Here is a 25,454-nt window from a genome sequence, read left to right on the forward strand (position 1 = left end):
GCGGACGATGACGCACGGCTCTTCCAAGGCCCCCCTCGTCGTGGTCGGCGACGCCCTGCTCGACCGGGACCTGACCGGCAGCGCCGACCGCCTCGCGCCGGACGCGCCGGTGCCGGTCGTCGCCGGCTGCGAGGAACGCGTCCGGCCCGGCGGCGCCGCGCTCGCCGCGTACCTCGCGGCCGCCGACGGCCGGCCCGTCACCCTGATCACCGGCCTCGGCGACGACCCGGCGAGCGAGCGGCTGCGCGAACTTGTCGCCGGGCAGCTGGAGTTGATCGAACTGCCGCTGACCGGTGCGCTGTCCGAGAAGACCCGTGTGCTGGCCGGCGGCCGCCCCGTGGTCCGCCTGGACCGCGGCGACGGACGCGTCCGCGCAGCCACCGACGAGGCCCGCGCCGCGCTCCGGGCGGCCCACGCCGTGCTGGTGTCCGACTACGGCCGCGGCGCCGCCGACGCCCTGCGGGACGCGCTGGCCGAACGCCCCCCGCTGGTCTGGGACCCGCATCCGCGCGGCGGCCCGCCGGTGCCGGGCACCCGGCTCGTCACGCCCGCCCGCTCCGAGGCGGAGGGCTTCGCCCGGCAGACGGACGCCGGGACGGGCACGCCGGGCGGGGAGCTGCGGCGGACCGCCGGGCAGGCCGCCGCCCTCGTCCGGCACTGGCGGGTCGGCGCCGTCTCCGTCACCCTCGGCGTGCGCGGCGCACTGCTGTCGTACGGCGACCACCCGCTGCTCGTGCCCGCGCCCGCCGCCCACGACGGCGACCCGTGCGGCGCCGGCGACCGCTTCGCCGCCACCGCGGCCGGGCTCCTAGCCGACGGGCTGCTCGTGGGCGAGGCGCTCCAGGGAGCCGTCGCCGCGGCGACCGCGTTCGTCGGGGCCGGGGGCGCCACCGCGATCACCCCGCCGTCCCCCGCCGCCCCCGCCCCGCCGGCCGGTGACGCAGCACCCGACGGCCCCTTCGCCGTGGCCGCCCGGGTCCGCGCCGCCGGCGGGACCGTCGTCGCCGCCGGGGGCTGCTTCGACCTGCTGCACGCCGGGCACGTCGGCCTGCTCCAGGCCGCCCGGCGCATCGGCGACTGCCTCGTCGTGTGCGTCAACTCCGACGACTCCGTGCGCCGCCGCAAGGGCGACGGCCGCCCCGTCAACCCGCTCGCCGACCGGGTCCGCGTGCTGCGCGCGCTGGGCTGCGTCGACGCGGTCGCCGTCTTCGACGAGGACACCCCCGAGCGGCTGCTCGCCGGACTGCGCCCCGACGTCTGGGTCAAGGGCGGCGACTACACCGGTGCCGACCTGCCCGAGGCGGCGCTGCTGCGGGAGTGGGGCGGACAGGCCGTCCTGCTCCCCTACCTCGACGGGCGGTCCTCCACCGCGCTGATCGCCCGCGCCGCGGAGGGTGCCCGGTGACCCGCCCCCGGCTGCTCGTCCTGCGCGCCCTCGGCCTCGGCGACCTGCTGGCCGGGGTGCCCGCGCTGCGCGCCCTGCGCCGCGGCTTCCCCGGCCACGAACTGATCCTCGCCGCTCCCGCCGCGCTCGCGCCGGTCGCCGACGCCACGGGGGCCGTCGACCGGCTGCTGCCCGCCGCCGCGCCCGGCCGGGCCGTACCGCGGCGCATCGACTGGACCGGGCCGCCGCCCGACGTCGCCGTCGACCTGCACGGCAACGGGCCGCCCAGCCGCGACGTGCTCCAGGCTCTCCACCCGCGCCGGTTGTGGGCCTTCGCCCGCCCCGACGGCCCGCCGTGGTGGGCCGAGGAACACGAACGGGACCGCTGGTGCCGCTTCCTGGAGTTCCACGGCGTCCCCGCCGACCCCGCCGACCTGCGGCTGCCTGCACCGCCCGGACCGTCCCCGGCGCCGGACGCCGTCGTCCTGCACCCGGGCGCGGGGGCGCCGTCGCGCTGCTGGCCGATCGAGCGGTACGCCGCCGTCGCGACCGCCCTGCGCGAACGCGGCCTGCGCGTCGTCGTCACCGGGGGAGAGGGCGAGGAGGACCTCGTCGCCCGGCTCGCCAAGGCGGCCCGGCTGCCCGACACCGACACCTTCGGCGGCGGGCTGCCCTTCGCCCGCCTGTCCGCCCTGGTGGCCGGCGCCCGCGCCGTGATCAGCGGCGACACCGGCATCGCGCACCTCGCCGTCGCCCACGCCACCCGCTCGGTGACCCTGTTCGGGCCCGTCGCGCCCAGCCGCTGGGGACCGCCGGACGACCCGCGCCACCAGGTCCTGTGGTGCCCCGGCCCCGACGAGGGCGACCCGCACGGCGTCCGGCCCGACCCGGCACTGCTGCGGATCACCCCCGACGACGTCCTGCACGCCCACGACCGGCTGCCGTCATGACCCACCTCGGCATCGTCATCGCCACCCGCGACCGCGCGGACCGCCTGGCCCGCACCCTGCGCCGGCTGACCGCCCTGCCGGAGCGGCCCGAGATCCTCGTCGTGGACAACGCCTCCCGCGACCACACCCGCGCTCTGATCGCCCGCGACTTCCCGCACGTCGGCGTCCTCACGCTGGCCGAGAACCGGGGCGCGCTCGCCCGCACCGAGGGCGTGCGCGCCCTGTCCACGCCGTACATCGCCTTCAGCGACGACGACTCGTGGTGGGAGCCGGGCGCCTTGGAACTCGCCGGCAAACTGTTCGACGCCCATCCCCGGCTCGGGCTGATCGCGGCACGCACCCTCGTCGGCCCCGCCGACGAGGAGGACCCGCTCAACGGCCTCCTCGCCCGCTCCCCGCTCGGCCCCGCCGCCGACCTGCCCGGCGTCCAGGTGCTCGGCTTCCTCGCCTGCGCCAGTGTGGTGCGGCGCACCGCCTACCTGGACGCGGACGGCTTCCACCCGGTGCTGTTCTTCGGCGGCGAGGAGACCGTGCTCGCCTACGACCTCGCCGCGCGCGGCTGGGGCGTCACCCACTGCCCCGACGTGGTCGCCCACCACCACCCCGACCCGGCGTCGCCCCGCCCCGGCCGCCCGGCCGCCCAGCGCCGCAACGACGTCCTCACCGCCTGGCTGCGCCGCCCCCTGCCGCGCGCCCTGGCCCTCACCCGCGACCTGGCCGGGCAGGCCCGCCACGACCCGGTCGCCCGGCAGGCGCTGCGCGAGACCTTCGCCCGTCTGCCCGCCGCACTGCGCGCCCGCCGCCTCCTGCCGCCGCACCTGGAGCGTGCCGCCCGGACCCTCGACGGAGCCCGCCCATGACCGACCCGCGCACCACCGTCGTCGTCATCACCCACCACCGGCGCGCCGAACTCCTGCGCACCCTCGGTCACTTGGCACAGCTCCCCGAGAAGCCGCCGGTGACCGTCGTGGACAACGCCTCCGCCGACGGCACCGCCGAAGCCGTCGCCGAACGGCATCCGCGGATACGGCCGGCTGCGGCCCGGCCGCAACCTCGGCGCCGTCGGCCGCACCCTCGCGGTCCGTGAAGTCCGCACCCCCTATGTGGCGTTGTGCGACGACGACTCCTGGTGGTCGCCCGGCGCCCGCTCCGGCGCCGCCGACCTGCTCGACCGGCATCCCGCGCTCGGCACCGTCACCGCGCGCATCCTCTTCGAACCCGGCTCCACCGAGGACCCGATCACCGAGGAACTGCGCAACTCTCCGCTCCGCGGCCCCCGCTGGCTGCCCGGCCCGGCGCCCGGTTCCTTCCTGGCCGCCGCGACCGTGCTGCGCACCGAGGCGTTCCGCTCCGCGGGCGGCTTCCCTCCACGGCTGTGGCTCGGCGGCGAGGAGGAGCTGCTCGCCGCCGACCTGGCCGCGAACGGCTGGTGGCTCACGTACGCCGAGCATTTGACGATCCATCATCAGCCGTCCCGGAACCGGGATGCCACCCTGCGGCGGGCGCACGGCATCCGCAACACCCTGTGGTTCACCTGGCTGCGCCGGCCGGCCCGGCCCGCGCTGCGCCGCACCGTGCACCTCGCGCGCACGGTTCCCCGCGACACGGTGTCGCTGCGCGCCTTCGCCGAGGCCGCCGCGCTGCCGTGGGTCCTGCGGGAGCTGCCGTGGGTCCTGCGGGAGCGGAAGGTGCTGCCCGCGGAGATCGAGGCGCGGATGCGGCTGCTGGAGGACACCCAGCGGCGCTCGAACGCCCGGCGCTACGTGGGCTGAGGAGCGCTGAGGATCGCTGAGGAGCAGGGTGCCCCGTACGCGACGAGCGGGAGCGGGGTCACCGTCGAGGCGGCGGCCCCGCTCCCGCCTCACGGCGCCGAGGGAGCTCTCATGGCTCCGTCCACCGGCACAGCAGCCGGAACACCGCGAACAGCGTCACCGGCCAGACGAGGGCGAAGGCCCAGATCACCGCGGGATGCGAGGTGCTGATGCCGCTCACCATCAGTCCGACGGCCACCGCGAGCAGTGCGGCGACGGTCAGCGGACGCGGCCGGTAGGCGGCCAGCCGGGCCGGCCAGGACGCCCGCCGCCGCTGCTGGAGCGTGCGCAGCCGGCGCGTGAGCCGGCGGTCGCGCCGCAGGTCACGCTCCAGGTCGTCCAGTATCCGTTGTTCATGGTCGGGGAGTCGGCCGATCGACACGGTGCCTCCAGGGGGAAACGTCGGGAGGGGCGTACTTCGGGGGTGCCCCAGGGGAAACGCCGCAGGGGTGCCCCTCGCGGGTGCCCCGCCCGCCGCAGGGGCTAACCGGCCGCGACGCCGCCCGCCCCGGCGACCGGCGGGGCGCCCGCCGGGTCGGCACCCGGCGACAAGGGAAGCGATTGCGGACAGCAGCTGTCCGCAACGGGCGCTAACGTGCGGTTCATGGCCAAGACGACGACGGCTCCCGTACTCGGCGCCCGTGCCCTCAACCGCGCGACCCTGGAGCGCCAACTGCTGCTGCGGCGCTCGCCGCTGCCGGTCCAGCAGGCGGTGTCCCACCTCCTCGGACTGCAGGCGCAGAACGTGAAACCGCCGTACTACGCGCTCGCCGCCCGCCTCGACGGCTTCGCACCCGAGCAGCTCTCCCGGCTCATGGAGGACCGCTCCGTCGCCCGCATCGTCACCCTGCGCTCCACGATCCACACCCACACCGCCGACGACTGCCTCACCCTGCGCCCCCTGGTGCAGCCCGCCCGCGAACGCGAACTGACCGCCTTCCGCAAGGGGTTGACGGGCGTCGACCTCGGCCGGCTCGCCGTACTGGCCCGGGACCTCGTCGAAGAGCGGCCGCGCACCCTGAAGGAACTGCGCGAGGCACTGCACCGGTACTGGCCGGACGCCGACCCGCAGGCCCTCGGGATCGCCGCCCGCTGCACCCTGCCGCTCGTCCAGGTCACCCCGCGCGGAGTGTGGGGCGCGAGCGGGCAGGTCGCGCTCACCACCGCCGAGCACTGGCTGGGCCGGCCCACCGAACCGCCCGCCGGCCCCGACGCGACCGTGCTGCGCTACCTCGCCGCCTTCGGCCCCGCCTCGGTCAAGGACATGCAGACCTGGGCGGGTCTGACCCGGCTGCGCGACGCCTTCGAACGGCTCAGGCCCCGGCTGCTCACCTTCCGCGACGAGCAGGGGGTGGAGCTGTTCGACCTGCCCGACGCACCCCGCCCCGACCCGGACACCCCGGCCCCGCCCCGCTTCCTGCCGGAGTTCGACAACCTGCTGCTGTCGCACGCCGACCGCAGCCGGGTCATCCCGCCCGAGCACTGGGGCCGCAGCTGGCAGGGCAACCAGGCCTACCGCACCCTCCTCCTGGACGGCTTCCTCGCGGGCCTGTGGGCGCTGGAACAGGACGCGCTCGTCATCGAGCCGTTCACCGCCCTGGGCAAGGGCCCGCGTGCGCGGATCACGGCCGAGGCGGAACGCATGCTGGCGACGCTGCACCCGGACTCGTCGTACGACATCCGCTTCGGCACGGTACGGCCGTGACGACGAGGCCGGCGAAGGCGAGCACGCGAGCGGCGGACCCCCTGGGCCGGCCCTCGGCCCCGAGGTCCCTTTGCGGGCATTGGAAGGGGGGCGGTGCGGGCTGCTCGTGGAAGCCCGCAACGCCCCCCTGGTAATCACCTGAGGGATACTCAGGAGTCTTCTGGGGTCATGAGCGCGTCATGACGTGACCTGCGCGGTCACGAGGCCGGAGAAGGTGGTCAGCCGGGTGTACACACCCGGGTAACCCGCCTCCGCGCAGCCCTCCCCCCAGGAAGTGATCCCTGCCAGGACGCCCCCGATGAGCAGGGGACCGCCGCTGTCGCCCTGGCAGGTGTCCACGCCACCGGATGAGTACCCGGCGCACACCATGTCGCTCTGCACGAAGTCAGAGCCGTAGGAAGTCTTGCAGCTCGCGTCGGACACGATCGGGACCGTGGCGGTGCGCAGCTGGTTGGAGGAGCTGCCGTTCTCCGCGGTCGTGCCCCAGCCGAGGATGCGGGCCGTGGTGCCCGCCGCGTACACCGCCGTGTCCGACGGCGCGACGTACTTCGCCGGCGTGTACGGCATCGGCGCCGACAGCGTCAGCACGGCCACGTCGTCGCCGTTCGAGGCGTCCGTGTAGTCGGGGTCGACCCAGATCCTGCTGACCCGGCCGACCGTGCCGTTGGTGCCGTTGAGAAAGGTGCGGCCGCCCACGACCCGCACGCTGGACGTGGTCTCGCCGGCCATGCAGTGCGCGGCCGTGACCACCTTGGTCGGGGCGACGAGAGTGCCGCCGCAGAACTGGTTCTGCGAGGCGTCGGTGATCTGCATCATGAACGGGTACGCCGTCGTCGTGGTGGTCGTGCCGCCCACGACGGGCTGCGGGGCGGCGACGGCGGCGGGAGTGCTGAAGAGCGTTGCTGCGGAGGCGACGGCGATGGCCGCGGCGGTCCTGCCGACGGTCGATCTCGCACGGGTGAGCCCGAACATCAGTCTCCTCGGTGGGTGGCCGGTGGGGGGTTTCGCACGGGTGTGTGGGAGACGCGGGACCGACCCCCGTGTGCCCGGGCGAGCGGCACGTCCCTCACGCTAGAACCCGCGCCACCGCCCTCCCAATGAGGGAACCCCCTAACGGAGGCGGGCAGGGAAAACCCTCGGTCGCCCCGCCGTTGACCCACGAAGGCAGTTAACCCGCGCCGACCTCACTTCGCGTGACGCCCCGCCGCCAGCCGGACGATGTCCACCCGGGAGCGGATCCCCAGCTTGCGGTAGACCCGCGTCAGCGTCGCCTCCACGGTCTTGACGCTGATGAACAGCCGGGCGGCGATCTCCCGGTTGGTGGCGCCCTCCATGACCAGGCCCGCCACCTGACGCTCCATCGAGGCCAGCGAGTCCAGGGCGCTGTGCAGTCCGGCCGGCGCGGGCGCCGGCCGCTGGGCCGCCGCGGCGGTGGCGTCCTGGGCGGCCGCCTCCACCTGCCGCAGCCACGGCAGCGCGCGGCAGCGTCTGAACAGCCGCGCCGCCTCGTCATACGACGTCGGTCCCGGCCGCCCCGAGCGCAGCCGGGCCAGCTCGAACGCGGCCCGCGCCTCCTCCAGGCCGTACCCCAGCTTGGCCAGCCGGTCCTGAGCGGACGTCAGCTGAGCGAGCGCGGCCTCCGTGTCGCCCCGGGCCGCCCGCACCAGCGCCCCGGCCCGGTCCAGTACCGCGAGCACGCTCTCCCGGTGCAGCCGCAGCGCGTGTTCGCGGGCGGTGCCGATGACCTCCTGCGCCTCGCCCACCTCGCCGATCCGCACCAGAGCCTCGGCGAGGTCGCCGTGCCAGCGGCCACGCGCCGGGTCGGTGATGCCGAGTCCCGTCTCCAGTTCCCGCACCCGGCGCAGCGACACCACGGCCCCGCGTGCGTCCCCGGCGACCAGCTGCGCCTGCCCGAGGGCGGCCAGCGCCCGCGAGAGGTACATCTGGTCGCCGTCCTCCTCGGCGTGCGCGGCGGCCTCCCGGGCCAGCGCCTCCGCATGCCCGACGTCCCCGGCGGACGCCTCGGCGAGCGAGGCGAGCATCGCCGAGGCGCCCTCGCCGATCCCCGAGTCACGGGCCAGCCTGAGACTCTCGCGGGCCAGATCCAGGGCCCGCCCGCAGTGCCCGGACAGCAACTCGGTCTCGGCCAGCGCCCGCAGGAAGTGCACCTCGCTCTCGACCATGCCGCGCCGGCGTACCTCGCGCAGCAGCGCGCTGATCGTCGTACGGGCCTCGGGGAGCTGATCGCTCATCAGCAGCCAGCGGAAGCGGGCCGCGCCGGCGCCGTTGTGATGGCACGCCACATACGGGTCCTGCGGCTCCTGCAGCGCGCGTTTGACGGTGACCGGGGCGCTCGGGTGGCCCATCAGCGTCTCGGTGGACGCCTGGAACGACAGCGCCATCAGCTCGGTACGCCGGTTCCCGGCCCGCGCGGCGAGCTCCGCCGCGTGCGCGGCCTCCTGCCGGGCCTCGGCGAAGTCGCCCTCGACGACCAGGGCGCGCCACGCCAGCTGGTAGTGGACCAGGGCCAGCAGCCGGGCATCGTCACCGGCATCGGCCAGCGCCTGCGGGAAGACGGCGTCCACGTCACCGAGGGCCTGCCCGGCCGCCTCGATCACCACCATCCAGGCCCGCACCCGCTCCGCCGGCACGGTGGCCCGGGTGAGCACCTCCCGGGCGATGTCCCGGGCGAGGTCCACCTCCCCGGCCGTGATCGCGTCCTCGGCGGCCTGCAACCGGCGCTCGTCCGGATTGCCGTCGGCCGGTGTGTGCCGGGCGGCGAGCAGCCCGAGCGAGGCGGCCACCGACGGGGCCCCGCGGTCCCGGGCGAGCGCGGCGGCCTCCGCCAGCGACGCGGCGACGTCCGGGTCGGTGCCGATGGTGGCCAGCGCCAGGTGCCGGGCCCGCTCGATCGGGTCCGAGGCGGCCGTGGACAGGGCGGCGTGCGCGGCGCGCCGCTCGTGCGCGGGCGCCTCCGCGTACAGCGCGGCGGAGATCAGCGGATGCGCGAACCGCACCGCCGGAGCCTCCGGCTCGGTCGCGAGCAGCCCCAGCTCGGCCGCCTGGGCGCACTCGGCCTCGGCGTGGTCCCGGCCGGCCGCGTGCAGCAGCGCCGCCGTCGGCCGGGCACCGGCGCTGGCCACCAGCAGGGTGCGGCGGGCCTCGTCGGACAGCAGGTTCAGCCGGCTCAGCACCAGGGCGCGCAGCGAGGTCGGCACCGGCAACGGCTCGCCCGGCCGCGGCGGCGTCGGGTTCTCGGCCAGCGCCCGGCCCAGCTCCAGGGCGAAGAGCGGATTGCCGCCACTGGTGCGGTGGATGTCGCGCACCGTGGACCGCGGCAAGCCGCCGTACCCCCGGTGGCCGAGCAGCGCGGACACCTGCGCACGGGTGAGCGGACCGAGCCGCACCGCCAGCGTGTCGGGCGGACACGCCCGCAGATACCGGTCGTACTCCTGCGCCTCGGTGCGCACCGCGCACAGCATGCGCACCGATGTGTCGCCGAGGCGCCGGGCGGCGAAACCGAGCAGCTCGGCGCTGGCCGAGTCCAGCCACTGGAAGTCGTCGGCCACCACCAGCACCGGCCCGTCCTCGGCCAGCGCCCGCAGCGCCGACAGCACGGCCAGCCGCAGCGCCAGACCGTCCCGCTGCAGGGTCGACTCGCCCCGGCCGGTCAGCGCCGATTCCAGGGCGGTGCGCTGCGCGCCGGGCAGCCGGTCGGCGATCCGGTCGAGGACCAGCCCGAACAGGTCGGCGAGGGCGAGGAAGGGCAGATGGGATTCGGACTCGGTCGCCGAGCAGCGCAAGACGGTGCCCGACTGGAAGCAGTTTTCCGCGGCCAATGCCCGCAGCACGGTCGACTTTCCTATTCCGGCCGGCCCGTGCAGCAGCACGCTGCCTCCGGACGCGAGCCGCTCACGCGCCGTGTTGAACAGCTCCTCCCGGCCGATGACCAGGTCGGGGCGGCATCGGGCAGGCTCCTGGAAGTCCCGTCGCACGGTTACCGCTCCCCTCCGTGTGTCGTGTCCGGGCCAAATTCTAGGCAACCGCGCAGGAAATTCGGACGGACGATGTCGTGAGGGATATAACAACACCCTTGCGCAACGAAAAAATCACAGCGCCGTCTCCCTGAATGACAACGCTGCCGCCCCCTCTTTCCCCTGCCCAGAGACATCCCACACCACACCGCACACCACAACGGCTTGCACCCGCATACGGCGGTGAGGGGCCGGGGGTGGGGGGTGTCCGCCCGCAGCGTCCGGCACCGTGACACGGCACCCGTGTCGGACACGGCCGGCCGGACCGAGGACGGACACCCCCCACCGCGGCCCCGCCTTGACCACCGGCCGTAGGCGAGGACAGCAACCGCCCACCGGCCGGCAACGGGCCGCCGCAGGCAAAAAAGGGGCGCGGGGAACGGCGCGACCAGCCCCCACCGGCCCGCAGCCAGGCGCCGCAGGCAACGGCGACCAGCCACAAAGAAACCCGCAGCCGACAACGCACCCAGCGCCGCAGGCACCCGCGCCGCAGGCACCCGCGCCGCAGGCACCCGCGCCGCAGGCACCCCCCGGGCCAACCGCCGGAGGCTACGGCAGGAGGCCCGCCCGCCGCGCGCCCGCCACCGCCTCCCCGCGGGTATGCGCCCCCAGCTTCCGCATGGCCGACCGCAAGTACGATTTCACCGTCTCCGCACGCAACCCGAGCCGCTCACCGATCACCGCGTTGGTGGCGCCCGCGGCCACGCAGGCCAGCACGTCCAGCTCACGCGGTGCCAAAGTCACCGCAGGCGCCTCGGCACCCCCCGGTGCCAGCAGCCCGCACACCCCCAGCAGCTCCGCCCGCAGCGCCGGATCGGTGATCCGCGGAGCCAGCGCCCGCAGCGCAGCGTGCGCCTCCCGCACCTGCTCCCAGCCCCCGGCGGGAGGCACCCCCACACCACGCACCTCCTCAGGCCCCGCACCCGCAACACGCACGCCCGCGTCACGCACCCCCGCCAGCCGCGTCGCCGCGGACCGCACGCCCGCGGACCGCGCCCCCCGCACCCCCGCCTCCACCAGCTCGCGCAGCTCACCCGCCTCGTCCCGCACCACCAGCGCCTGCTCCACGTCCCGCGCCGCCGCCACGGCCTCGCTCAGCGCCCGGTCGCCCAGCGGCTGAGCGCTGCGCAGGGCGCCGTACAGCACCCCGCGCACCCGCCGCCGTACCACCACTGGCACCGCGAGCACCGAGCGCAGCCCCTCCTCGGCGACGGCCGCGTCGTACTCGTGGCTGATCTGCCGGGACGAGGAGTAGTCCGACACGGCGCACGGCCGGGCCAGCGCCACCGCCTTGCCGCCCAGCCCGTTGCCGGAGATCACCGCGAGCGAGCGCAGCGCGGAGGTGTCGTTGCCGCTCAGCTCGCTGATCCGGATGCGGCGGTGCCCGGCGTCCACCAGCCCGCCGAAGGCCACCGGCAGCCCGGTGCCGCGGCGCAGCCGCGCCAGCGCACCGCGTATCTCCACCATGTCGGACGCGTCCGCTGTCACCTGCTCGACCCCTCACTGCGCTGTTTCGCGGCCCCCACCCCCGTTCGGGGGTAGTGAGATCTGCATCACGGATTACACGATGTACCCGAGCCGCCCGGCAATGGTCCGGCACACAGGAGGACAGATGACGGCGACGGACGACTTCCGCAGGGCACGGGACTTCCTGCTGGAGCACCGCGAGGACTACGCAGGCGCCTACGAGGGGTTCCGCTGGCCCCGGCCCGAGTACTTCAACTGGGCGCTCGACTGGTTCGACGTCATCGCCGACGGCAACGACCGCACGGCGCTGCACATCGTCGAGGAGGACGGCACCGAGACCCGGCTGTCCTTCGCCGAGCTGTCCGACCGCTCCGACCGCGTGGCGAACTGGCTGCGCGACCGCGGCGTGGCCGCCGAGGACCGGGTGCTGGTCATGCTCGGCAACCAGGCCGAGCTGTGGGAGACCGCGCTCGCCGCGATGAAGCTGCGGGCCGTGGTCATCCCGGCCACTCCGCTGCTGGGCCCCGCCGACCTGCGCGACCGTGTGGAGCGGGGCCGGGTCAAGCACGTGATCGTGCGCGCGGAGGACACGGAGAAGTTCGCCGAGGTGCCCGGCGCCTACACCCGGATCAGCGTCGGCGGCCTGCCCACGGAGGGCTGGGAGCCGTACGAGGACGGCTACGCCGCGTCCGCCGGATACGTTCCGGACGGCCCGACCCGCGCCGACGACCCGCTGATGCTCTACTTCACCTCCGGCACCACGGCCCGCCCCAAGCTGGTCGAGCACACCCACACCTCGTACCCGATCGGGCATCTGGCGACCATGTACTGGATCGGTCTGAAGCCCGGGGACGTGCATCTGAACATCTCCTCGCCCGGCTGGGCCAAGCACGCCTGGTCCAACCTGTTCGCGCCGTGGAACGCCGAGGCGACCGTCTTCATCCACAACTACACCCGCTTCGACGCGGCCCGGCTGATGTCCGAGATGGACCGGGCCGGTGTGACCACGTTCTGCGCCCCGCCGACCGTGTGGCGCATGCTCATCCAGGCCGACCTGAGCCAGCTGGCCGTCCCGCCCCGCGAGGTCGTCGCCGCGGGAGAGCCGCTCAACCCCGAGGTCATCGAGCAGGTGCGGCGCGCCTGGGGCCGCACCATCCGGGACGGCTTCGGGCAGACGGAGACCGCCGTGCAGGTCGCCAACACGCCCGGCCAGGTCCTCAAGACCGGCTCCATGGGCCGGCCCACTCCCGGCTACCGCGTCGAGCTGCTCGACCCGGTCTCCGGAGCGCCCGGTGCCGGCGAGGGCGAGATCGCGCTCGACCTCGCGGAGCGCCCGGTGGGCCTGATGACCGGCTACCACGGCGACGCCGACCGTACGGCGGAGGTGATGGCCGGCGGCTACTACCGCACCGGTGACATCGCCGCCCGCGACGAGGACGGCTACCTGACCTACGTGGGCCGGGCCGACGACGTCTTCAAGGCCAGCGACTACAAGATCAGCCCGTTCGAGCTGGAGAGCGCGCTGCTGGAGCACGAGGCGGTCGCCGAGGCCGCGGTCGTGCCCGCGCCGGACGAGCTGCGCCTGGCCGTGCCGAAGGCGTACGTCGTCCTCGCCGAGGGCTACGAGCCCGGCCCGGACACCGCCAAGGTGATCTTCGAGCACTCCCGTCAGGTGCTGGCGCCCTACAAGCGCATCCGCCGGCTGGAGTTCGGTGCGCTGCCGAAGACGGTGTCCGGCAAGATCCGCCGGATCGAGCTGCGCGAGGCGACGGCCGCCGGGTCGGACGACGAGTACCGCGAGGAGGACTTCCGGTGACCGAACCGTCCTACACGCACGGCACGAGCGGGACCGTCCTGCTCGGCGACACCATCGGCGCCAACCTCGACAGGGCCGTCGCCACCTGGCCCGAACGCGAGGCACTCGTCGACGTGCCGTCCGGCCGGCGCTGGACGTACGCGCAGTTCGGCGCCGACGTCGACACGCTGGCGCGGGCGCTCGTCGCGAGCGGCGTCGCCAAGGGCGACCGGGTCGGCATCTGGGCGGTCAACTGCCCGGAGTGGGTGCTGGTCCAGTACGCCACCGCCCGTATCGGCGCGATCATGGTGAACATCAATCCGGCCTACCGCACCCACGAGGTCGAGTACGTCCTCAACCAGTCCGGCGTCCGCCTCCTCGTCGCCTCCGTCAGCCACAAGACGAGCGACTACCGGGCGATGATCGGCCAAGTGCGCGGCAGATGCCGGGAGTTGCGCGAGGTCGTGTACATCGGTGACCCGAGTTGGGACGCGCTTCTCGCACGCGCCGCGGCGGACGTGACGTACGAGGCGCTGTCCTGCGACGACCCCATCAACATCCAGTACACCTCGGGCACCACCGGCTTCCCCAAGGGGGCCACCCTCTCCCACCACAACATCCTCAACAACGGCTATTTCGTGGGTGAGTTGATCGCCTACGGCGAGCAGGACCGGATCTGCATCCCGGTCCCCTTCTACCACTGCTTCGGCATGGTGATGGGCAACCTTGCGGCCACCTCGCACGGCGCGTGCATGGTGATCCCGGCCGCGTCCTTCGATCCGAAGGCCACCCTGGAGGCCGTCCAGCAGGAACGCTGCACCTCGCTCTACGGCGTGCCGACGATGTTCATCGCGGAGCTGAACCTGCCCGACTTCGCGGAGTACGACCTCACCTCGCTGCGCACCGGCATCATGGCCGGCTCGCCCTGCCCGGTGGAGGTGATGAAGCGGGTGGTGGCCGAGATGCACATGGAGCAGGTCTCCATCTGCTACGGCATGACCGAGACGTCCCCGGTGTCGTTGCAGACCCGGATGGACGACGACCTGGAGCACCGCACCGGCACGGTCGGCCGCGTCCTGCCGCACCTGGAGGTGAAGATCGTCGACCCGGCCACCGGGATCACGCAACCCCGCGGTGAGGCGGGGGAGTTGTGCACGCGCGGCTACAGCGTGATGCTCGGATACTGGCAGGAGCCCGACAAGACCGCCGAGGCGATCGACGCCGGGCGCTGGATGCACACCGGGGACCTCGCGGTGATGCGCGAGGACGGGTACGTCGAGATCGTCGGCCGCATCAAGGACATGATCATCCGGGGCGGGGAGAACATCTACCCGCGCGAGATCGAGGAGTTCCTCTACGGCCACCCGAAGATCCGCGACGTGCAGGTCGTCGGCGTCCCGCACGAGAAGTACGGCGAGGAGGTGCTGGCCTGCGTCATCCCGCGCGACCCGGCCGACCCGCCGACCCTTCAGGACGTCCGCGCCTTCTGCGAGGGGCAGCTGGCGCACTACAAGATCCCCAGCCGGCTCCAGCTCCTGGAGGCCTTCCCGATGACGGTGTCCGGCAAGGTGCGCAAGGTGGAACTGCGGCAGCGGTACGCCGGCTGAGCCGGCCTCCGCCGCGCGGCGGAGCGGGGATCGCCCCCCGGCCGGACGCGGCAGAGCAGGCGTGGACGACAGCATCGGGTGCGTCACCGCACGTCACCCGACGCGAAGGAGCCTCCCCATGGCCGTCGCCGCACACCCTGCCCCCGACCAGGCCCGTACCGCCGCGCCCGTACCCCGCTGGGCGCGGCGGACCGCCGCTGCCGTGGTCTGGGTGAACCTGCCCTCCGGGCTGTGGCGCCTGGCCGTCGTCCTCGGCGTGCCGCTGGGGCTCGGCGACTCCGAGTACGACGCGATGCTGCTCCCCGGCTGGGGCTACCTCGCGCTGCCGCTGCTGACCCTGATGCAGGAGGCGCTGGCCGCGCTGACGCTGGGCCTGGTCTGCCCGTGGGGCGAGAGATGGCCCCGGTGGCTTCCCGTCCTCGGCGGCCGCCCGGTCCCCGTGCTCGCAGCCGCCGTACCGGCTGGTCTCGGCGCCCTGGCCTGCGGCGTCTACGGCGTGCTGTTCGTGTGGACGACCCTGCACGCCGACATGGACATCACGCGGTGGGGTCTGTGGCTGATGAACGCCTGCTATCTGCCGCTGCTGGCCTGGGGCCCGCCGCTGGGCGCGGTCACCGTGCACTACTGGCGGCGCCGCCGGGCCGAGGCCTGAGCGCTCGGGACGGGCGACGCGGGCCCACCGCGGCGCGGGTCCGGTCGGGCCCGGGGCGCGGTGCGGGAACGGGGCCGCTCCTCAGGCCCTCAGGGTGCCGTTCCCGGTGCGGCGAAGGCGCGGGCGGCGTCGTTGAGCGGGCGGGGTGTGCCGGACGGGTCGAGGCCGAACAGGGGGATGTCCAGGCCGTCCGCGCGGGCGCGGGCGTCGGCGGTGTAACCGGCCCGGGAGAAGTGGACGCCCCGCGCCGAGCGGATCATCGCCGTCAGCCACAGGCACTCCACGTCCCGCAGACAGGACGGCCGCCCGCCCGGGTCGACATGAGCCACCAGGCCGGGGGCGACCAGGCCGATGCCCCTCGGCGGGAGCCGGCGGGCCCGGCGCACGTCGCGGTGGCCGAGCCGGTGCAGCAGTCGCGCGGCCGCGACGACGTCGTCCCACGGCCCGGGCTCGCCGCGGGCCACCGGGAGCCGCACCATCGTGCCGCACGGGCACCCCAGCTCCGGCTGCGGCCATTCGCCGTCGCGCCCGCACGCCCCGCAGCGCAGCGACACCCACTCCTCGTCCCACACCCGGTGCGTCACGGCCGTGGGCGCCCCGCGCGGGTCCAGCGGCGGTACGACGGGTGCGCCGCACGCGCAGGGATACACCGGCACGGTGAAGCGCCGCTCGCGTCGGCAGGACGGGCAGCGCACCGGAACGCTCTCGGGCATGGCCCCCTCCCAGGTGTCGCGTCGGCTCGGCGCTCCCATGGTGCTCCACCTGTCCACCGTCTGTCCGTCTCTTGACGGTCTTCGTCCAGCCCCTTACATTGCTTCCAGATAGTAGAAATTAGTTTCCGCAATACGGAAGTTCGGGAAGCCCCGGACGCCGGACGGCGGAGCTGGACTGGACGCGGACACGAACTCACCGCAGGGCGCGACGGGGAGAGCGAATCCGACAGCCGAAGCAGGAGTAACTCCATGGCTCGTATGACCGCTGCCCGTGCGGCAGTCGAGATCCTCAAGCGCGAGGGTGTCACCCAGGCGTTCGGTGTGCCGGGCGCAGCGATCAACCCCTTCTACAAGGCGCTGCAGCAGGGCGGCGGGATCGACCACACCCTCGCCCGTCACGTCGAGGGCGCCTCCCACATGGCGGAGGGCTACACCCGGACCCAGCCCGGGAACATCGGTGTCTGCATCGGTACCTCCGGCCCCGCCGGCACCGACATGATCACCGGTCTGTACTCCGCGATCGGTGACTCCATCCCGATCCTGTGCATCACGGGCCAGGCGCCCACCAGCGTGATCCACAAGGAGGACTTCCAGGCCGTCGACATCGCGTCGATCGCCAAGCCGGTCACCAAGATGGCGGTGACCGTCCTGGAGGCCGCGCAGGTCCCCGGCGTCTTCCAGCAGGCCTTCCACCTGATGCGCTCCGGTCGTCCCGGCCCGGTCCTGATCGACCTGCCGATCGACGTCCAGCTCACCGAGATCGAGTTCGACATCGACACGTACGAGCCGCTGCCGGTCTACAAGCCGACCGCGACCCGTGCGCAGATCGAGAAGGCGATCTCCTACCTGCTCGCCTCCGAGCGCCCGGTCATCGTCGCCGGCGGTGGCGTCATCGGCGCCGACGCGGCCGACCTGCTGGTCGAGTTCGCCGAGATCACCAACACCCCGGTCATCCCGACCCTGATGGGCTGGGGCGCGCTGCCGGACGACCACGAGCTGAACGCCGGCATGGTCGGTGTGCAGACCTCGCACCGCTACGGCAACGCCAACTTCCTCGAGTCGGACTTCGTCCTCGGCATCGGCAACCGCTGGGCCAACCGCCACACCGGCTACAAGCTCGACGTCTACCGCGGTGAGCGCAAGTTCGTCCACGTCGACATCGAGCCGACCCAGATCGGCAAGATCTTCCCGCCGGACTACGGTGTCGTCTCCGACGCCAAGGCCGCGCTGGAGCTGTTCGTCGAGGTGGCGAAGGAGCTGAAGGCCGAGGGCAAGCTCCCCGACCGCGGCGCCTGGGTCGCCTCCACACAGGAGCGCAAGGCCACGCTGCTGCGCCGTACGCACTTCGACAACGTGCCGATGAAGCCGCAGCGCGTGTACGAGGAGATGAACAAGGCCTTCGGCCCGGAGACGCGCTACGTCACCACCATCGGCCTCTCCCAGATCGCCGGCGCGCAGATGCTGCACGTCTTCAAGCCGCGCCACTGGATCAACTGCGGCCAGGCCGGCCCGCTCGGCTGGACCATCCCGGCCGCGATCGGCGTCGCCAAGGCCGACCCGGAGTCCCCGGTCGTCGCGCTCTCCGGCGACTACGACTTCCAGTTCATGATCGAGGAGCTGGCGGTCGCCGCGCAGCACAAGGTCCCCTACGTCCACGTGCTGGTCAACAACTCCTACCTGGGCCTGATCCGCCAGGCGCAGATCGGCCTGGACATCAACTTCCAGGTCAACCTGGAGTTCGAGAACATCAACTCGCCCGAGATCGGCGTCTACGGCGTGGACCACGTCAAGGTCGCCGAGGGTCTGGGCTGCAAGGCGATCCGGGTCACCGAGCCGGACCAGCTGGGCGCGGCCCTGGAGCAGGCGAAGAAGCTGGCCGCCGAGTACCAGGTGCCGGTCGTCGTCGAGGCGATCCTGGAGCGAATCACCAACATCGCGATGAGCAGGACGATGGACATCAGCGACATCAGCGAGTTCGAGGACCTGGCCACCGAGCCGGGCCACGCGCCGACGTCGATCAAGCCGCTGAAGGTCTGACGAGCGCGGCTTGACGTGCCGGCCTGACACACCGGCCGGCACACCGGTCCGAGAGACCGGCCTGAGCGAGGGCGGCCCGTTCCGTGGGGGGACGGGCCGCCCTTCTGCATGCCCGGGCGCCCCGCGCGGCCTGCGTACCCCCGCCGCCGTGACCGCCGTGGTGCCCGTACGGTGGGGCGCCGCGGGCGGTCCGGTCGCCGTCTGGTCGCCGGCGGCGCCGGCGTTTCCGGCGTCGGCTGGGACGACGTAGGCCTCACCGCCGGTGATCTGCCCCTGCCGAGGGCCGCGTCATCCTCGTCCGCGAGGGCGCCCCCGGCCCGTCAGTCCCGCCGTGCGGGAGAAGTGTGGCAGCAGCGGGCGCAGCATCCTGGCGGTGGTGAGGGCGGCCCGCGGCCCCTCCAGGGCCCGGCGCACGGGGGGACGGGCGGGCAAACTCCCGCGGTCCGGCGGGACGGTGGAGGGCGGTGCGTACGGCCTTCTCCACGGGATGCCGGACGGCGGCCCCGCCTGTTCCGGCGCGCATGCTTCCCGGCCGCCCGGCGTCGACGGCGCCGCGCAGATACAGGCGACCAGGGCGACGCTGGCGGCGGCACGCGGCCCGGGCCGCACCAAGCCGTGTGCGCCGTAAGTGCCCGCCGCCAGGGTGCCGAAGCCTTCGTGGGGCCGGTTCGGAGCTGGAGTCGAGGGTTGCGCGGGACCGCTACGGCCCTTGGCGAACGTCCCCGGTGGGCTCGTGGTGTTCCGACAGGCCCGGCCAGTCGTCGGGGCCGCCGCCCTGCCACTCGACGAAGTCGCTCTCCGCCACGTCCGTGACATACAGGTCGGCCAGCCGCAGGATCTCGGCGACGTCGTCGATGTGCGTGGCGACGCCCAGCGTCTCGTCGCCCTCGGTGACCCGCCGTGAGCCGTCCAGCGCCGGCGGGTGCACCACGACGTGCGGGTGCTCCGTTGCGTGCGTCATGTCTTCCAGGCTGCTGCCGCCCCGCCACCACCGCACCCCGGACAGAAGCCGGGCGTCGGGAGCGGCGCGGAACGGCACTCCGGAAAACGCCGAGCGGCGCCGGATGCGGGACCGTCCGCATCCGGCGCCGCTCGGCCGGTGAGGCATCTTCGGTTGTGGCCGCCCGACGGCGCGAGACTGGGCGCGACAGGACATTCGCGCCGCCGGACGGAGTCTGTGGGCCCCGAGGGGCTCTACGGCCCCGGGGGAACGGGCTCCGCTGGAGCACCGGACCCGCACGGGAGCCAGGAGTTGCCGCGGGAGCGAGCGCCCGGCGGAGGCCAAGGGCTGCCGCCGGGGCAGGCGCCCCCGTTGGATCAGGTTCCCCCCGGAGGGGAGTGGCTGGGACCGCGGCGGATGCGACGGAGCCGTACGTTCCTGCCTCACGTCGGCAGTCGCGTCACGTTCCTTCACCACCGCACTGGCTCGCACGCCGCCGCGGTCCTCGCCCTGCCCGCATGCCCGCGATCACCCCTCATCCGGATCGCGTGGCGGCGGGTCCTGCGCGTCCGGATCCCGGCCTCCCCGCCGGGTCCGGACGCAGCCTCGTGGCCTGGAGGGTCAGTCCTCGCGCAGGGCGCGGACCGCCTCCTCCACGCGCTTGCCGTACTCGAGGTCGGCGGCGTGGAAATGGGCCAGGTTCTTCTCGACCACGTCGTTGCGGGTGACCTGCGACAGGCCGCCGGCGATGGTCGCGATCAGGCGGGACTTCTCCTCCTCCGACATCAGCCGGTACAGCTCACCGGCCTGGAAGAAGTCGTCGTCCTTGGTGTGCAGCGGGGCCTCGTGGGTGCCGGTGTGGCCGGAGACCGCGAGGGGAGCCGACAGCGGGCGGCCGGTCTCGACCGGGCCGTCGTAGGAGTTCGGCTCGTAGTTCTTCGCGTCGCGGCCCTGGGGGTTGAGCGCCATGAAGCCGTCGCGGCCGTAGTTGCGGGCGCCGCCCGGAACCGCCTTCGGCGAGTTGACCGGCAGCAGGGTGTGGTTCACGCCCAGGCGGTAGCGGTGGGCGTCGGCGTAGGCGAACAGACGGCCCTGGAGCATCTTGTCCGGCGACGGGCCGATGCCCGGCACGAAGTTGTTCGGGGAGAACGCGGCCTGCTCGACCTCGGCGAAGACGTTGTCCGGGTTGCGGTCGAGCACCAGGCGGCCCACGCGCTGCAGCGGGTAGTCGCCGTGCGGCCACACCTTGGTCAGGTCGAACGGGTTGAAGCGGTAGTTCGCCGCCTCGGCCGCCGGCATGATCTGGACGTAGAGGGTCCAGGACGGGAACACGCCGCGCTCGATGGCCTGGAGCAGGTCCGTCTGGTGCGAGTTGGGGTCCTTGCCCGCGAGCTCGGCGGCCTGCTCGCCGGTCAGCGTGCGGATGCCCTGGTTCGTCTTGAAGTGGTACTTGACGAAGAAGGCCTCGCCCTTGGCGTTCGTCCACTGGTAGGTGTGCGAGCCGAAACCGTCCATGTGGCGGTACGACGCCGGGATGCCGCGGTCACCCATCAGCCAGGTGATCTGGTGCGTGGCCTCGGGGGAGTGGGCCCAGAAGTCCCAGACGTTGTCCGGCTCCTGCTTCCCGGTGAACGGGTCGCGCTTCTGCGAGTGGATGAAGTCGGGGAACTTGATCGGGTCCTTGATGAAGAACACCGGGGTGTTGTTGCCGACGAGGTCGTAGTTGCCCTCTTCGGTGTAGAACTTCACTGCGAAGCCGCGCGGGTCACGGACGGCGTCCGCGCCGCCGAGCGAGTCGGCCACGGTGGAGAAGCGCAGGAAGACCTCGGTGCGCTTGCCGATCTCGCTGAGGAAGTCGGCGTGGGTGAAGCCGGTGACGTCGTCGGTGACCTCGAAGTGGCCGTAGGCGCCGGAGCCGCGGGCGTGCACCACACGCTCCGGGATGCGCTCGCGGTTGAAGCGCGCAAGCTTCTCCAGGAGCTGCTGGTCCTGGATCAGGAGCGGACCGCCGACGCCGGCGGAGGCGGAGTTCTGGTTGTCGGCGACGGGGGCGCCGGACTCGGTGGTGAGCACGCGCTTCGACATGTGGACCTTCCGAACGGGACTGCTGAAGCTGGTGACGGTGCAGTGAGCGTAAGGACGCCTGACCAGGAGCGTCAACAGTTTGTTGAAGTCAATTTCAACGTTTTGTTGAAGTGGTGGGCATGCGTGGTTCCGGGCCGTGGCGGCGCATGGGCGCGACGGGACAGGTGTCGGCGCCGCCACGGCCCGGAAGTTCCGGGAGGGTCAGACCTGGGCGCCGGAGAGGCGCTCGACGGCCCGCAGCAGGGCCGAGTGGTCCAGACCGCCGTCGCCCTGGGCGCGCAGCGAGGCGACCAGCTGGGCGACCACGGCGCCGACCGGCAGGGCCGCGCCGACGTTGCGGGCGGCGTCGGTGACGATGCCCATGTCCTTGTGGTGCAGGTCGATGCGGAAGCCCGGCTTGAAGTCGCGGTTGAGGAAGTTGTCCTTCTTGCGCGTCAGCACGGTCGAGCCCGCCAGGCCGCCGTTGAGGACGTCCAGCGCGGCCTTCAGGTCGACGCCGGACTTCTCCAGGAAGACCACGGCCTCGGCGCACGCCTGGATGTTCACGGCGACGATGAGCTGGTTGGCGGCCTTCACGGTCTGGCCCGAGCCGTGCGGACCGCACAGCACGATGGTCTTGCCGAGGGCCTCGAGGATCGGCTTGGCCTGCTCGAAGTCGGCCTGCTCGCCACCGACCATGATCGACAGTACGGCCTCGATGGCGCCGGCCTCGCCGCCGGAGACCGGGGCGTCCAGGACGCGGATGCCCTTGTCCTTGGCGGCCTTGGCCAGGTCGACGGAGGTCTGCGGGGTGATCGAGGACATGTCGATCAGCAGGGCGCCGGACCTGGCGTTCTCCAGGATGCCGTCCGGGCCGTAGGCGATGGCCTCGACCTGCGGGGAGGCGGGCACCATCGTGATGACGACGTCGGCGTCCTTGACGGCCTCGGCAATCGAGCCGGCCGCGGTGCCGCCGGCGGCGGCCAGGCGGTCGAGCTTGTCCTGCTCGAGGGTGAAGCCGGTGACCTGGTAACCCGCCTTGATCAGGTTCTCGGACATGGGGGAACCCATGATGCCGAGGCCGATCCAGGCGATCTTGGGAAGGTTGCTCATGACGGGGGTGCCTCTCTAACTGCTGTGCTACGTCGGTGAGGTGGCGCCGGCTGACAGGGCGCCCCGGGTGTCAGCGGGCGGCGCGGGCCTCGCGGGGAAGCCACTCGAAGGCCTCGGCGCTGGGCTTGTCGCCCGGCTTGTACTCCAGGCCGACCCAGCCGTCGTAACCGGCCTTCGTCAGCTGGTCGAGGAGGTCCTCCAGCGGCAGCGAGCCGGTGCCGGGGGCGCCGCGGCCCGGGTTGTCGGCGATCTGCACGTGGCCGGTCTTGGCCGCGTACTGTTCGATGACCGACGGCAGGTCCTCGCCGTTCATGGACAGGTGGTACAGGTCCATGAGGAACTTGGCGTTGCCGAGGCCGGTCGCCTCGTTCACCTTGTCGACGATCTCGATCGCCTTGGGTGCGCTCACGATCGGGCACTTCGGCGACTCGGGCTGGTTCAGGGCCTCGATCAGGACCGTGCCGCCGACCCGGCCGACGGCCTGGGCCGCAAGGACGAGGTTCTCCAGGGCGAGCGCGTCCTGCTCGGCCGGGTCCACGCCGTCGACGCGGTTGCCGTACAGGGCGTTGAACGTGGTGCAGCCCAGGGACTGGGCGAAGGCGATGGCCACGTCGATGTTGGCGCGGAACTTCTCCGACTCCGCACCCGGGATCGACAGGGCGCCCCGGTCCGGGCCGGGCAGCTGCCCGGCGTAGAAGTTCAGGCCCGTGAGCTGTACGCCCGCGTCCTCGATCGCCTTCTTCAGGGCGTCGAGCTCGGACTGCTCGGGAGTGGGGGTCTCGATCCAGGGCCACCACAGCTCGACCGCGGTGAAGCCGGCCGCGGCGGCGGCCGCGGGACGCTCCAGGAGCGGGAGTTCCGTGAAGAGGATCGACAGGTTGACGTTGAAGCGCTGGTCTGCGAATCCCATCTGGGGCCGCGCTCCCTTCCGTTAGTCGAGTTTCCGTATTACGGAAGTTCGTTTCTGCGTAATGGAAGATTGCCGTCGTGTGTCGCCCCTTGTCAAGAGGGGCCCGGCTGACGGACGGCCCGGGACGACGTGCGCGACCCCTCCGCGCACGCGGGACGGGCCCGCCGGCCGCTCGGTCCGGCCTCGGCGGAGGCTGCACGAAAACGGGTGCCGGGCGTTAGGTTGTGCGCGTGCGATTGAGAGTGGAGTTCACGACCGAGCCCTTCGATCTGGACGAGGCGCCGCAGCATGCCGTGGTCGCCCGTGAGGTCATCGAGGCGGCCGAGCTGGACGCCGTGGACGTCGGACCGTTCGGCAACACGGCGGAGGGCGGTGCGGACGCCGTGCTCACGGCGGTGGACGCGCTGCTGCGCAAGTCGCTCGCGGCCGGTGCCACCCGCGTCTCGCTGCAGGTCAACGTGATCGACGGGATCGGGGAGGACGAGTGACCGGTACCGGGGACGAGCCGTTCATCGCGGCCGTGAAGCCGCTGATCGATGCGATCGGCGGCGAGATGATGCCGCCGGACGAGGCGCGTCCCGACGACGTGGTGCTCACCTGGGAGGGCACGGACGTCGTCGCCGTACGGCTGCCGCAGCTGGCCGACTCCCTCGACCACATCCTGGCCGCGATGGAGCGCCGCAAGGGCATGCCGCTCGCCGACCTGGACCGCAAGGCCAAGCAGGAGATCGTCCGCATACTGGAAGCCCGGGGCGCCTTCTCGGTCCGCCATGGCGTCGAAACCGTCGCCGGAGCCCTGGGCGTCAGCCGCTTCACGGTCTACAACTACCTGAACCGCCAAAAAGACGCGTAACACCTCCGCCCGCACCCGCCTCCCGATCACCCCGCACCCGGCCGTCCCGCGCCCGGCCCCAGGCGGCCCTGCACCCGGCCGCTCTGCCCCGCCCTCGACAGCCCACGCACGAGTGCCGGCCGCACCCGGCTCGGCCGAGCGCGGCCGGCCGTGCGCCCTCTGGGCGAGAGACTGCGACTCGCGCCCGGAAGTCGCCGGGCCCGCGCGGCCTGTGACCGTCCGGCGAGGGTGTCTCTGCGCCTTGCGGGCCGGTGACCCCGGCCCGCCGGGCCGCCGCGCGGGGCCCCCACCAGCAGGTCCTCGGGGGCTCCGGTCTGCCTGGTTCGTTCGGCGGCCGCCTGGGAGGCCCGGCCTGCGGCACTGGATGGGAGTCACCTGGGCCCTGTCGGCCTCCTCCCGCTCACCCCGTCCACGTCGGGACGCCGGCCCGGACCTCGCGGCGCTGGGCCTCGCCCGGCGGGGCCTACCTTTGCCGTCGCGCCCCGGCCGGTGTCGCAGTCCTGGCCGGCGCCCTGGCCTGCCGGCCTGCCTTGGCCGGTGCCCGCGCCCTCCCGATGCGCTCCGGTCCGTGCAGGTCCCGGCTGGCGCCCGCGCGCTCCCCGGCCGTGCAGATCCCGCCCTGCCGGCGCGCCCCTGTCGGCGGCCGCGCCCTCCCGGTGTGTCCCGGTCCTGGCCGGGTGGCTGGGCGGTGCGGGACCATGGGCGTGTCGGGGGCCGGCGCCCCGGGGCCGTTCGGTGGGGGAGGCGGCACGCGGGCGGTCTGGCATCCTCTCGCCACCCCCGCGGGGAGTCGTTCGTCAAGGCCTCGTATTTGTTACGCCGAATTTTCAACAAACTGTTGACGTCGTGTTTCCGAGAGCGTTAGCTATCCGCAGCCCGTTCAGCACAAGGCCACGGAGGCACCCGTGACTTCGACTTCCACGCCGCCGGGCCTGGCCCGCTTCAACGCTTCCGAGGACGACACGGCTCGCGCCGCGCTCCTCGAGGCGTGCAGCTCCACGGCATGGGCACAGCGGCTGCTGGCCGCCCGCCCCTACGCCGGCCTCGAAGAACTCTACGCAGCCAGCGACGCCGCCATGGCGGAGCTGACCGCGCAGGACCTCGAGGAGGCCATGGCCGGGCACCCGCCGATCGGCCGCCCCAAGCCGGGGGATCCCACCTCCGAGAGGGAACAGCGCGGCATGGCCGGCGCATCCGAGGAGCTCAGGGCGGAGATGCTCGAACTCAACCTGGCCTACCAGGAGAAGTTCGGTCATGTCTTCCTGATCTGCGCCACCGGCAGGACCGGTGAGCAGATGCGGGATGCCGTCAAGGAGCGGATCGGTAACTCGCCGGAGCAGGAGCGGGAGATCGTCCGCACCGAGCTGGGCAAGATCAACCGCATCCGACTGGCACGACTCGTCGAAGAGGACTGACAGC

General features: G+C 73.3%; 20 protein-coding genes and 1 pseudogene. 12 read left to right on the forward strand and 9 right to left on the reverse strand.

Annotated features, from left to right (window positions below):
- Positions 1 to 7 precede the first annotated feature (7 nt).
- From rfaE2 to ACZ64A_RS01635, 4 genes and pseudogenes are all read left to right on the forward strand, one after another.
- On the forward strand, positions 8 to 1,405 hold the full coding sequence (gene rfaE2 / locus ACZ64A_RS01620) for a D-glycero-beta-D-manno-heptose 1-phosphate adenylyltransferase (RefSeq protein ID WP_469807515.1): 1,398 nt from the start codon (positions 8 to 10) through the stop codon (positions 1,403 to 1,405).
- On the forward strand, positions 1,402 to 2,334 hold the full coding sequence (locus ACZ64A_RS01625; protein ID WP_469807516.1) for a glycosyltransferase family 9 protein: 933 nt from the start codon (positions 1,402 to 1,404) through the stop codon (positions 2,332 to 2,334). Before rfaE2 ends, ACZ64A_RS01625 begins: the two co-directional genes overlap by 4 nt.
- On the forward strand, positions 2,331 to 3,194 hold the full coding sequence (locus ACZ64A_RS01630) for a glycosyltransferase family 2 protein (RefSeq protein WP_469807517.1): 864 nt from the start codon (positions 2,331 to 2,333) through the stop codon (positions 3,192 to 3,194). The genes ACZ64A_RS01625 and ACZ64A_RS01630 overlap by 4 nt, the downstream gene beginning before the upstream one ends.
- A pseudogene (locus ACZ64A_RS01635) lies at positions 3,191 to 4,106 on the forward strand (glycosyltransferase family 2 protein). Before ACZ64A_RS01630 ends, ACZ64A_RS01635 begins: the two are co-directional and overlap by 4 nt.
- 109 nt (positions 4,107 to 4,215) lie before the next feature.
- Here the strand turns inward: ACZ64A_RS01635 and ACZ64A_RS01640 are convergent.
- On the reverse strand, positions 4,216 to 4,527 hold the full coding sequence (locus tag ACZ64A_RS01640; RefSeq protein ID WP_469807518.1) for a DUF3040 domain-containing protein: 312 nt from the start codon (positions 4,525 to 4,527) through the stop codon (positions 4,216 to 4,218).
- Positions 4,528 to 4,749: 222 nt separating this feature from the next.
- Here ACZ64A_RS01640 and ACZ64A_RS01645 point away from each other — a divergent pair, with 222 nt between their 5' ends.
- Positions 4,750 to 5,850 (forward strand): winged helix DNA-binding domain-containing protein, encoded by a 1,101-nt coding sequence (locus ACZ64A_RS01645; RefSeq protein WP_469807519.1) that lies wholly within the window; start codon positions 4,750 to 4,752, stop codon positions 5,848 to 5,850.
- A gap of 177 nt (positions 5,851 to 6,027) precedes the next feature.
- Here ACZ64A_RS01645 and ACZ64A_RS01650 read toward each other — a convergent pair whose 3' ends face one another.
- The 3 genes from ACZ64A_RS01650 to ACZ64A_RS01660 form a co-directional block, all read right to left on the reverse strand.
- Positions 6,028 to 6,822, reverse strand: a complete 795-nt coding sequence (locus tag ACZ64A_RS01650; RefSeq protein ID WP_469807520.1) for a S1 family peptidase — start codon at positions 6,820 to 6,822, stop codon at positions 6,028 to 6,030.
- Positions 6,823 to 7,034: 212 nt separating this feature from the next.
- Positions 7,035 to 9,845, reverse strand: coding sequence for a helix-turn-helix transcriptional regulator (locus ACZ64A_RS01655; protein ID WP_469807522.1), 2,811 nt, complete (start codon positions 9,843 to 9,845; stop codon positions 7,035 to 7,037).
- A 588-nt stretch (positions 9,846 to 10,433) separates the two neighbouring features.
- Positions 10,434 to 11,372 carry a helix-turn-helix transcriptional regulator gene (locus ACZ64A_RS01660; RefSeq protein ID WP_469807524.1) on the reverse strand — a complete coding sequence of 313 codons (939 nt, stop codon included), beginning with the start codon at positions 11,370 to 11,372 and terminating at the stop codon, positions 10,434 to 10,436.
- Positions 11,373 to 11,496: 124 nt separating this feature from the next.
- Here ACZ64A_RS01660 and ACZ64A_RS01665 point away from each other — a divergent pair, with 124 nt between their 5' ends.
- The 3 genes from ACZ64A_RS01665 to ACZ64A_RS01675 all read left to right on the forward strand — a co-directional run bounded on the left by ACZ64A_RS01665 (position 11,497) and on the right by ACZ64A_RS01675 (position 15,405).
- Complete coding sequence (locus tag ACZ64A_RS01665) at positions 11,497 to 13,167, forward strand: AMP-binding protein (protein ID WP_469807525.1); 1,671 nt, start codon at positions 11,497 to 11,499, stop codon at positions 13,165 to 13,167.
- Complete coding sequence (locus tag ACZ64A_RS01670) at positions 13,164 to 14,753, forward strand: AMP-binding protein (protein WP_469807527.1); 1,590 nt, start codon at positions 13,164 to 13,166, stop codon at positions 14,751 to 14,753. The genes ACZ64A_RS01665 and ACZ64A_RS01670 overlap by 4 nt, the downstream gene beginning before the upstream one ends.
- A gap of 118 nt (positions 14,754 to 14,871) precedes the next feature.
- A complete protein-coding gene (locus ACZ64A_RS01675; protein ID WP_469807529.1) occupies positions 14,872 to 15,405 on the forward strand; it encodes a hypothetical protein in 534 nt (177 codons plus the stop codon).
- A gap of 89 nt (positions 15,406 to 15,494) precedes the next feature.
- Here ACZ64A_RS01675 and ACZ64A_RS01680 read toward each other — a convergent pair whose 3' ends face one another.
- Positions 15,495 to 16,118 carry a hypothetical protein gene (locus ACZ64A_RS01680; protein ID WP_469807531.1) on the reverse strand — a complete coding sequence of 208 codons (624 nt, stop codon included), beginning with the start codon at positions 16,116 to 16,118 and terminating at the stop codon, positions 15,495 to 15,497.
- A gap of 249 nt (positions 16,119 to 16,367) precedes the next feature.
- Between ACZ64A_RS01680 and gcl the strand changes: the two genes are divergently transcribed.
- Positions 16,368 to 18,155 (forward strand): glyoxylate carboligase, encoded by a 1,788-nt coding sequence (gene gcl / locus ACZ64A_RS01685; RefSeq protein ID WP_469807532.1) that lies wholly within the window; start codon positions 16,368 to 16,370, stop codon positions 18,153 to 18,155.
- Between the two features lie 700 nt (positions 18,156 to 18,855).
- Here gcl and ACZ64A_RS01690 read toward each other — a convergent pair.
- From ACZ64A_RS01690 to ACZ64A_RS01705, 4 genes are all read right to left on the reverse strand, one after another.
- Positions 18,856 to 19,116 (reverse strand): hypothetical protein, encoded by a 261-nt coding sequence (locus ACZ64A_RS01690; RefSeq protein WP_469807533.1) that lies wholly within the window; start codon positions 19,114 to 19,116, stop codon positions 18,856 to 18,858.
- A gap of 600 nt (positions 19,117 to 19,716) precedes the next feature.
- On the reverse strand, positions 19,717 to 21,180 hold the full coding sequence (locus tag ACZ64A_RS01695; protein WP_469807534.1) for a catalase: 1,464 nt from the start codon (positions 21,178 to 21,180) through the stop codon (positions 19,717 to 19,719).
- Between the two features lie 201 nt (positions 21,181 to 21,381).
- Positions 21,382 to 22,272: a 2-hydroxy-3-oxopropionate reductase gene (locus ACZ64A_RS01700; RefSeq protein ID WP_469807535.1), complete on the reverse strand. Its 891-nt coding sequence runs from the start codon at positions 22,270 to 22,272 to the stop codon at positions 21,382 to 21,384.
- 70 nt (positions 22,273 to 22,342) lie between these two features.
- A complete protein-coding gene (locus tag ACZ64A_RS01705; protein WP_469807536.1) occupies positions 22,343 to 23,182 on the reverse strand; it encodes a TIM barrel protein in 840 nt (279 codons plus the stop codon).
- Positions 23,183 to 23,412: 230 nt separating this feature from the next.
- Here ACZ64A_RS01705 and ACZ64A_RS01710 point away from each other — a divergent pair, with 230 nt between their 5' ends.
- The 3 genes from ACZ64A_RS01710 to uraD all read left to right on the forward strand — a co-directional run bounded on the left by ACZ64A_RS01710 (position 23,413) and on the right by uraD (position 25,450).
- Complete coding sequence (locus ACZ64A_RS01710; protein ID WP_469807537.1) at positions 23,413 to 23,670, forward strand: YkoF family thiamine-binding protein; 258 nt, start codon at positions 23,413 to 23,415, stop codon at positions 23,668 to 23,670.
- Positions 23,667 to 24,035: a helix-turn-helix domain-containing protein gene (locus tag ACZ64A_RS01715; RefSeq protein ID WP_469807538.1), complete on the forward strand. Its 369-nt coding sequence runs from the start codon at positions 23,667 to 23,669 to the stop codon at positions 24,033 to 24,035. Before ACZ64A_RS01710 ends, ACZ64A_RS01715 begins: the two co-directional genes overlap by 4 nt.
- 905 nt (positions 24,036 to 24,940) lie before the next feature.
- A complete protein-coding gene (gene uraD / locus ACZ64A_RS01720) occupies positions 24,941 to 25,450 on the forward strand; it encodes a 2-oxo-4-hydroxy-4-carboxy-5-ureidoimidazoline decarboxylase (protein ID WP_469807539.1) in 510 nt (169 codons plus the stop codon).
- The last annotated feature ends 4 nt before the right edge of the window (positions 25,451 to 25,454 follow it).

The organism is Streptomyces sp. NPDC104814 (assembly GCF_055583185.1).